The sequence below is a fragment of the Mesorhizobium sp. M1E.F.Ca.ET.041.01.1.1 genome (assembly GCF_003997355.1).
Lineage (GTDB): Bacteria > Pseudomonadota > Alphaproteobacteria > Rhizobiales > Rhizobiaceae > Mesorhizobium.
Genome location: NZ_RZSL01000326.1, coordinates 1 through 7000, shown reverse-complemented (window position 1 = coordinate 7000; position 7000 = coordinate 1). Strand labels below are relative to the sequence as shown.

Here is a 7000-nt window from a genome sequence, read left to right as displayed (position 1 = left end):
GATGCCGTCCGGCATTCTGTCTATCGACGAAATCGGCTTTATGAACGTGACGGAGACGTGGGTTCCGTTTCAGCACAACGACGAAAAGGAACTGATCGAGGTCCTGACCGCGGAGCATCGGCGGTTTGTGAAAACGTTGCGCTACAACGTGCTGCCGGAGGTGCCGATGGCGTTCGGTCTTCTGACCGACGTTGACCAACAGGGAACCGCGCTTTTTGTCGTACCGCACGATGCCAAGGAGGCGGTACGGGCGCAATTCGACCATCTGATTTCAAGCTGCGAGCTCGAGACCTGGCGCTGGGACGCAAGCGGCCCCCGACCGGCGCTACCGGGCAAACAACAGCGGCTTTCGGCTCCGCCCGGCAGGCGGCCTTTGGAACATCGACCGAACAACTGAAAAGCCGAAGTGATGCGAGGCTGCCGCAGCCATTGGATCCAGCCAGGAAATAGAAATCGTGAACAAGCGAAAGGCCAGAAGACGGCAATGATTGGATGCGATTGGCAAGCGTCCGTGAGAGCGACGAAGCGCGGGCGACAGCTTGCGCGCCCAGAGGGCAGGCTGAGCCTGGGGCTTGCGCCTGGCGCCGGGTGTTTGCGCTAGAAGCGATCGTTGATCGGGGCCGTGACCACAGGGAGTGCGAAAGGAGAAAGCGATGCTGAAGAAATTCGACATGGATCCGGGAGCGGGCATTGTCATCGCAACAGTGCTGATTTTGGTGCTGTCCGGCGCCCGCCTTCGGAACCAGTGGGACAGTCTATCGTTTTGGCGAGAGCCGGGGCTGATCGCGGCTATTTTTCTTGGCTCGATTTCGGCGATTGCGCTGGCCATCACGTTCGTGATCCGGCGATGGCCTCTGCAGGGTGGCCGGTATGATCCAACCCGCCTGGGACCGGTTATCGATTTGCAGGCGGATTCGAAGACTGATCAGCCTGGTTAGATGCGTTTCGGATATCGCGGAGGATGATGGCATTCGGATCGGGCACGTCGGCGAACTGCCACAGGCCAAGGTGCCGCTTTTTAGCGACCTCCTGCGCGACGATATAGGGGGCATGGACCGGAGCGCCGTTCGGAGTGACAGCCGCGAACGCCCAGCCGGTCGAGATCAGCGCCGTGCCGAGATCGATGCGAGAACCGGCCGCGGATCCTGAAGTGGGCTGTGCGACGCAAACGACGAAGCGCGTTTTGGTCGCGGCCTGCCAGGCGGCCGTGTAGCATTGAGGTTTGAGATCCCGGATGAGAGAGACGAGCATGGCAAGGCTTGCCTCGCCGCAATCGAAACGCCCCCCTGCCCCATTTGTGAAATAAGTGCCTCGCAAGCAGGCTTGAACACCATAGAGACGGTGGGTCTCGCCGGCATAGGTCCAGGTGTCGCCAGTGCTGAAAGATGCCGTGGCTGGGATCGGAAACCAGGGATTGGGTTTGTCCTCGGCCAGTGCCGGAACACTGGCGAGGACGGCCGCGAGAATGCCGGCGGCGGCGAAGCCAGGCTTCATTATTGATACCTGCTCAGATTGAACCAGAAACGCTGTTTGCCGTCGGTCGTCGTGAGATCGAGATAGTTTGGCTCCGTCCTCCGCTCGCGCGGCGTCACCGCCGATGTTGGACGCGTACCGTAACCCGAACCTCTCGGGTAAGTGCCCCAAGAGGCATTCGTCGCATTCCGCGGAGCACAGAAAGCGCCGTTGCTGTCGGGCTTGTAGACAGTTTGTAAGCTTGAGCTGTTGTGGCTCCCGCTCGATTCCGCATCGGGCGAGACGGCGATCGTGTCGTCCGGGCAGGGTTTGAATTTCTCATATCCGATACGACCGGAACTGCCGGCCTCGGGGCACTGAGGCCAGGGCTCCCCATGCGCGACCATACGGAAAGCGCGCATGAGCGGAGGCACACATTCCCCGACGCTTGCCCAACCCTGCGGGTTGAGGATGCACAGCAAAACCTTGCAGCCAAAGTCATCGGCATGGGCCGGCGCCGAGGACAGAGCCGCCAAGGTCGGCAAAAACGCCACAACGGGAAGAACCCTGCTCATTTTCATTGTGCCTACCTCAATTTCGCGATTGCAGTTCATCGGATCATTGTATTAATTCGATATCGAGAAATCGGCAACGGCGCAGGATTATTTTAGTGATTCGATCCCATAAAACGGTCCTGGCAGCGGCTGCGATCCTGGTGACGTGCCAAGCAGCGTCTGCGCAGGAAGCTTCCTGGAACTTCCAGGGCAGCGTTACGGCACCTGCCAGGCGCATCGTTAATGCTGCCGTCGACGTGAATGGCCGGGTGATGCCGGCCTATCAGGTTGAGAGCCAGGACGTGCAGCGGATCGGGGCGCCGGGAGGCGCTGACAGCGCGGCCGCTCCGGTGACATCGACCAAGGCTGACAACCCCTGCCCCGGCGTCGCTGCCCTTTCGAAGGAAGTAGCGCAGCGGATCGTCGAAACGGTCGCGCGCCAGCAAGGCTTTGCCCCGCCGCTCGTTTTCGCGGTTGCCCGGGCCGAAAGTCGTTTCAATACCGACGCGCTATCGCCCAGAGGGGCCTATGGCCTGATGCAGCTTCTGCCATCCACGGCAGCAAGCTACGGTGTCGATATCTGCGATCCCGCGGATAACGTGAAAGGTGGGATCACCTTTCTGCGGGATCTGCATCGCAAATTTCCGAACCCGATATACATGCTCGCCGCCTACAATGCCGGCGAGGTCGCGGTTCTCAAATATAAGGGCGTGCCGCCCTACTCCGAGACGGTCGGCTACGTCGCCAACGTCATCAACGATTTCTACCAATGGCCATCGGTCGGGTCTGAGGCAGTGATGCCGACCGGCGCGGCGATTGATCTGGCCGGTGTTCAACAGGCTGCGGCCGGCGCAGCGGATCAACGAAATGATCCGACATCCCGCACCAATTCCCGCAATGGCGGCACCACGACGTCTCGCGAAGCGACGGCGCCGGTCTGGCAGGGCGGCATGGTGCAAAACTTTGACTGAGGAGAAGCTTTGATGACCTTGTTGAAGATGATTGCTGCACGAAGCACTGGTGTGGCGATGCCGCTCATGCTCTTGGCAACGCAGGCCGTGGCCGGGGGCGGAAATCTCCAGCCGGTGCAAAGCACTCTGCAGACGTTGGTGCAGACCTTGCCCGGTCCGATCGCGACGGCTTTGGCGGTTCTGTTCTGCATTTTCATGGGCTTCATGGCCTGGGCGGCACGCCTGTCATGGTTTGTGGCCGGAAGCTGGGTTTTGGGCATCGTGCTGGTCTTCGGCTCGGCCCAGATCGTCGAATTCTTTCAATCCGCGGTCGGCAGGTGATCGGAATGGCAGACGGCCGGATCGATCCTGGCGAGCCCAAATTGTTGATCACTCCGCTCGTCAAGGGCTTGACCCGAGCGCCGACGGTGCTCGGCATTCCCTACGAGCTTGCGGGGTTCATCGGCGTGCTGACCGCGGTCGTGTTCCTCGCAACCCATAATCTGGTCATGCTCTGTATCTGCGTGCCGCTCTATGCGGTTGCAAGGATCGCCATCATGCGCGATCCCATGTTCATCGAGATCATGTTCATCCGTACACGAAAGATGCCGCCCCGAAACGCCAGCTTCTGGGGCGCGCTCAGTTATCGGGTGTGACCATGGCGATCGCACGGGCTCTTCGTGATGAACTGAGTTTCGGGGCTGTGTCCCGTCGGGAGAACCCGGTTTCGGCCCACATACCCTATTCACGGCATGTGTCCGACGAGGTGATCAAGACGCAGGACGGCATGTTGATGTCCTTCGTTCACATGAGCGGGCTGTGCTTCGAGACGATCGATATCGCGGAGATCAATTCGCGCCTGCTCGGCCGCAACGATCTCATTCGGGGGTTGGCGAATTCCCGCTATGCGATCTACTCGCACATTGTGCGCCGCGAGGTGAAGCCGGCGATAGAGTCGAGCTTCGAGAACAAGTTCTGCCAAGAGTTGGATGGGCGATATACGGCAGCCCTGCGCACCCAGCGCATGTTTGTGAACGACATCTACCTGACGATCGTGCGGCGCGAGCTGCAGGGAACCGTCGGGACAGCGGATCTTGTGATCCGCAAGCTTTTGGGACGCCGGGCGGCGGACGGTCGCTCTTCGAGCGAGGAGCGGGCGCTGATCGAACTCACGGACGTGATGAAAGCCGTCCGAGAGAGCCTGCAGGCGTATGGCGCGCGGGTTCTGACCGTCGTCAAGCGCAATGACGTCTGGCATTCCGAGCCGCTGGAATTCCTGGTGCAGCTTGTCAATGGCGGGTTTGAGCGGCCGATGGCACTGCCGCGCATGAAGCTCGCGGAGGCGCTGGCGACGAAGCGGCTGTTCTTCGGGCCGAATGCACTGGAAATTCGCGGTGCGTTTCCTGGCGAAACGCGATACGGCGCCATCATTTCGGTGGGCGAGTACCCCTCCATTACGGGACCGGGGATGCTCAACCCCATGCTGAAGGTGCCGCACGAATTCATCGTCACGCAATCCTTCGCCATCATCGACAAGCCCCAGGCGCTGACCCAGATGGAGCGGGTCGGGCGCAAGATCGACATGTCGGATGAAGCCGGCTCGATCGTGGCCGATCAACTCGGTGAGGCGCGCGATGAGCTTCTGTCCTCGGAAGCGCTCTATGGCTTGCATCATCTGACGGTGCTGTGCCTTGGGAAAACCATGGACGACGTGGCGCGCTGCGTGACCGATGTCGGCACGGCGCTGACGGAGGTGTCCGCCCTGTGGGTTCGCGAGGACCTGAATTGTGAACCTGCATTCTGGGCCACCCTGCCTGGCAATTTCGCCTATGTGGCGCGCAAATCCATGATCTCCTCGAAGAACATGGCGGGCTTCTCGGCCTTCCATAACTATCCGAGCGGCCGCACTGGCGGGGTTCATTGGGGAATGCCGATAAGCGTCCTCGAGACGACGTCGAAAACGGCCTACTTCTTCAACTTCCATGTTCGCGACCTCGGCAACTTCACCCTGAACGGTCCCTCGGGCTCGGGCAAGACCGTGTTGCTCGGATTTCTCGCGGCACAGGCGCAGCGCATCACGCCGCGCCCCAAGCTGGTGATGATCGACAAGGATAGGGGCCTGGATATCTTCGTGCGGTCGCTTGGCGGCCGCTATGAGGTTCTGAAGGCCGGTGAGCCTTCCGGCTTCAATCCGTTGCACCTTCCCGATACGCCGCGCAACCGGGAATTTCTGTTCCAGCTTTTCAGCTTCATGCTGCGTCGATCCGACGGACACGCCCACTCGACGCGCGAGGAGCAAGTCATCCGCAACGCGATCGCCCAGGTGGCGAGCGCGCCGCCCGAAGGTCGAACCATGGAGGAGTTCGCCGAGCTGTTGCGCGGTGCGATGCGCTCCGGCGATGACGATCTTTTTTCGCGCCTTCAGCCATGGATGAGGCCGGATCAGCGCGGTTGGTTGTTCAACAACGCGGAAGACTCGTTTTCAATGTCGTCCATTTTCGGCTTCGACATGACCAGCGTGTTGAGCGACGCAACGACCAGCACGGCGGCCTTGCTCTATATCTTCCATCGCATAGAGGAGCTTCTCGACGGGCAACCGGTCATGATCTTCCTCGATGAAGGCTGGAAGCTCCTGGACAATGATATTTTCAGCTACTTCATCAAGGACAAGCTGAAAACCATTCGTAAGTTGAATGGCATCATTGGGTTCGGCACGCAGTCTGCGGCCGATATTGTGAAGTCGTCGATCGCCAACACGCTGATCGAACAGACGCCGACCAATATCTTTTTTCCCAACCCGAAGGCGGATGAGGAATCGCACAGGGCGTTCGGGCTGTCGGAGCGCGAGATCAAATGGATCCGCGAAACCCCGCCCGAAGCCCGCAAATTCCTGATCAAGCATGACCAGGACAGCGTCATTGCGCGTCTCAATCTGGGCGCGATGCCTGACGCGATCAAGATCCTCTCCGGTCGAATTGAGACGGTTCAAGAGCTCGACGCGCTGCGCGCGCGCGTCGGCGACGATCCGCAGGTTTGGTTGCCAATCTTTCTTGGGAGGGACCCGGAATGAAGACCATTGTGGGCGCGACGGCCGCCCTTGTGACGATTTTCGCGGGATCGACGGCCATGGCGGCCGTGCCGGTTTCTGACAGCCCGATCTTGTCGCAGCGGAGCGAGGACAAGGCCGACAAGGTTCAGATCAAGCTCATCCAGGAGGACACGAAGTCCGCTACGCAAGGCGTCAATTGCTCGGTGACGACGCCCAAAAAGGCGCAGAACGTTAAGAGCCCGAAGGCTTCGGTCGATCCGGCGAGTGGCCAGGCGTCCCTGGAACGGGCCAATCCCGACATCGAGGGCTCTTCGGCGTTCGCCTCGACCGGGTCGGGATCGGGCGCTGTTGGCGGCAATGCCGGTGAACGAAGCCTGCTCGACAGCACCGGCCAGGTTCTGGGCGGGATGAACGGCAGCATGTCGACCGTGGCCCCCAATAAGCAGGTCTTCGAGACCATGGGTCAGGATATCGGGACCGACAAGACGGTCATGGAAGCCTTCGACCGCAACAGCGCAATCCGCGCCCAAGGCGGGCTGACCTTCAACGAGGTGATCCAGGCAACCGGCTTCTTCGCCCAAGCTTTCAACGTGCGAAACATCGGCACCGCCACACTGACGAGCCGCGGATCCTCCGGCTTGGTGGTGCCCACTCCCCCACCGCCTGGCTCGGGCCCGCCGCCTGGCTCGGGTGGAGCGACGAGCTGCCCTGGGGGGTTCGAGCGGCGTCGGCACGGCCGGCAACCCATGCTGCTCGTCGACGGACAGCGGCTGCACGGCGCCGCGCAGGACCGACACGGTTGAAAACGTCTCGCCTATGCTTTCGCAAATCCAAAGGGACGCCAACAGCACCCCCGTCACCATGACGACCGACGAACTGATGTCGGCCGTCAAGCAATATCAGGCTCAATAGGAGAAAGCGCTATGCGTGGAATTGCGTTAACAGCGGCACTCTTGCTTGGCTTTGGCGGCATCGCCTTTGCGCAGGTGCCTACG

9 protein-coding genes are annotated in these 7000 nt (G+C 60.8%); 7 read left to right on the top strand and 2 right to left on the bottom strand.

Annotated elements, in window-relative coordinates:
- Both EOA38_RS23265 and EOA38_RS23260 read left to right on the top strand, forming a co-directional pair.
- A partial coding sequence (locus EOA38_RS23265) for a DUF1173 family protein (protein ID WP_127300346.1) occupies nt 1–397 on the top strand: 397 nt, incomplete at its 5' end.
- Between the two features lie 256 nt (nt 398–653).
- Nucleotides 654–938, top strand: a complete 285-nt coding sequence (locus EOA38_RS23260) for a hypothetical protein (protein WP_127300345.1) — start codon at nt 654–656, stop codon at nt 936–938.
- Here the strand turns inward: EOA38_RS23260 and EOA38_RS23255 are convergent.
- Both EOA38_RS23255 and EOA38_RS23250 read right to left on the bottom strand, forming a co-directional pair.
- Complete coding sequence (locus tag EOA38_RS23255) at nt 895–1494, bottom strand: thermonuclease family protein (RefSeq protein WP_127300344.1); 600 nt, start codon at nt 1492–1494, stop codon at nt 895–897. The two genes, EOA38_RS23260 and EOA38_RS23255, sit on opposite strands and share 44 nt — an antisense overlap.
- Nucleotides 1494–2027 carry a hypothetical protein gene (locus tag EOA38_RS23250; protein WP_127300343.1) on the bottom strand — a complete coding sequence of 178 codons (534 nt, stop codon included), beginning with the start codon at nt 2025–2027 and terminating at the stop codon, nt 1494–1496. The genes EOA38_RS23255 and EOA38_RS23250 overlap by 1 nt, the downstream gene beginning before the upstream one ends.
- Nucleotides 2028–2278: 251 nt before the next feature.
- Between EOA38_RS23250 and EOA38_RS23245 the strand changes: the two genes are divergently transcribed.
- Genes EOA38_RS23245 through EOA38_RS23225 form a run of 5 tightly spaced genes read left to right on the top strand, consistent with a single transcriptional unit; the run spans nt 2279 to nt 6808 of the window.
- Nucleotides 2279–2977, top strand: a complete 699-nt coding sequence (locus EOA38_RS23245; protein ID WP_245480898.1) for a lytic transglycosylase domain-containing protein — start codon at nt 2279–2281, stop codon at nt 2975–2977.
- A gap of 12 nt (nt 2978–2989) precedes the next feature.
- Nucleotides 2990–3298: a TrbC/VirB2 family protein gene (locus tag EOA38_RS23240; protein WP_127300342.1), complete on the top strand. Its 309-nt coding sequence runs from the start codon at nt 2990–2992 to the stop codon at nt 3296–3298.
- Nucleotides 3299–3303: 5 nt separating this feature from the next.
- Complete coding sequence (locus tag EOA38_RS23235; RefSeq protein ID WP_127300341.1) at nt 3304–3612, top strand: type IV secretion system protein VirB3; 309 nt, start codon at nt 3304–3306, stop codon at nt 3610–3612.
- 2 nt (nt 3613–3614) lie between these two features.
- The gene (locus EOA38_RS23230; protein ID WP_127300347.1) at nt 3615–6026 is read left to right on the top strand and encodes a VirB4 family type IV secretion system protein; all 2412 of its coding nucleotides are present in this window, start codon (nt 3615–3617) and stop codon (nt 6024–6026) included.
- A gap of 8 nt (nt 6027–6034) precedes the next feature.
- Complete coding sequence (locus EOA38_RS23225) at nt 6035–6808, top strand: hypothetical protein (RefSeq protein WP_127300340.1); 774 nt, start codon at nt 6035–6037, stop codon at nt 6806–6808.
- The last annotated feature ends 192 nt before the right edge of the window (nt 6809–7000 follow it).

Coding starts and splice junctions, on each gene's coding strand:
- EOA38_RS23260 (WP_127300345.1), top strand. CDS start 654: ATGCTGAAGAAATTCGACATGGATCCGGGAGCGGGCATTGTCATCGCA.
- EOA38_RS23255 (WP_127300344.1), bottom strand. CDS start 1,494: ATGAAGCCTGGCTTCGCCGCCGCCGGCATTCTCGCGGCCGTCCTCGCC.
- EOA38_RS23250 (WP_127300343.1), bottom strand. CDS start 2,027: ATGAGCAGGGTTCTTCCCGTTGTGGCGTTTTTGCCGACCTTGGCGGCT.
- EOA38_RS23245 (WP_245480898.1), top strand. CDS start 2,279: ATGCCGGCCTATCAGGTTGAGAGCCAGGACGTGCAGCGGATCGGGGCG.
- EOA38_RS23240 (WP_127300342.1), top strand. CDS start 2,990: ATGACCTTGTTGAAGATGATTGCTGCACGAAGCACTGGTGTGGCGATG.
- EOA38_RS23235 (WP_127300341.1), top strand. CDS start 3,304: ATGGCAGACGGCCGGATCGATCCTGGCGAGCCCAAATTGTTGATCACT.
- EOA38_RS23230 (WP_127300347.1), top strand. CDS start 3,615: ATGGCGATCGCACGGGCTCTTCGTGATGAACTGAGTTTCGGGGCTGTG.